The sequence below is a fragment of the Flagellimonas olearia genome (genome assembly GCF_009184425.1).
In the GTDB taxonomy this organism is placed as follows: domain Bacteria; phylum Bacteroidota; class Bacteroidia; order Flavobacteriales; family Flavobacteriaceae; genus Flagellimonas; species Flagellimonas olearia.
Window position 1 is genome coordinate 1 of record NZ_WELG01000050.1, and the last position, 454, is coordinate 454.

Genomic DNA, 454 nt, shown 5'->3' on the forward strand with positions numbered 1-454 from the left:
ATGAGCCACTGAAGTGGTGAAGTAGCTTTGTTCGGTGTAATGGCGCTCATCATTGTGTTTTTCCATTTCGCTTTGCGCGTTTTTTTCAAAAGGGAAGAGCACCGCTCCCATTTCAAATTCATTCCAATCTTTCATCTTTGCTCCTTAATGTTATTGAACTTCTTCATAAGCTCTTTGGATAGCGAGCATGTTAGCGTCAATGACTTCTTGCGTGAGTTTTTTGCCTAAAACTTTCTTAAAAGCTTCTTTAAAAGCCTCGATTTCAAGCATGCCAGACACTTTCATTAACGCCCCTAGCATGGGCGTGTTAGGGATGGGGCGTTTTAAGGTTTCCATAGAGATTTTTAAACAATCCACTAAAAACACCTTACGGGTTTTTAATTCAGGTTTTTTTTCAAACAATTCTTCTTTGTTAAGATAGCTGGTGATGATATAGGTCGTGTCTTCTTTTTCA

General features: G+C 38.8%; 1 protein-coding gene. It reads right to left on the bottom strand.

The window, feature by feature from the left end:
* Positions 1-150: 150 nt before the first annotated feature.
* Positions 151-454: 2-oxoacid:acceptor oxidoreductase family protein (locus F8C76_RS19885; RefSeq protein WP_211372184.1), on the bottom strand; the 304-nt coding region annotated here is incomplete at its 5' end.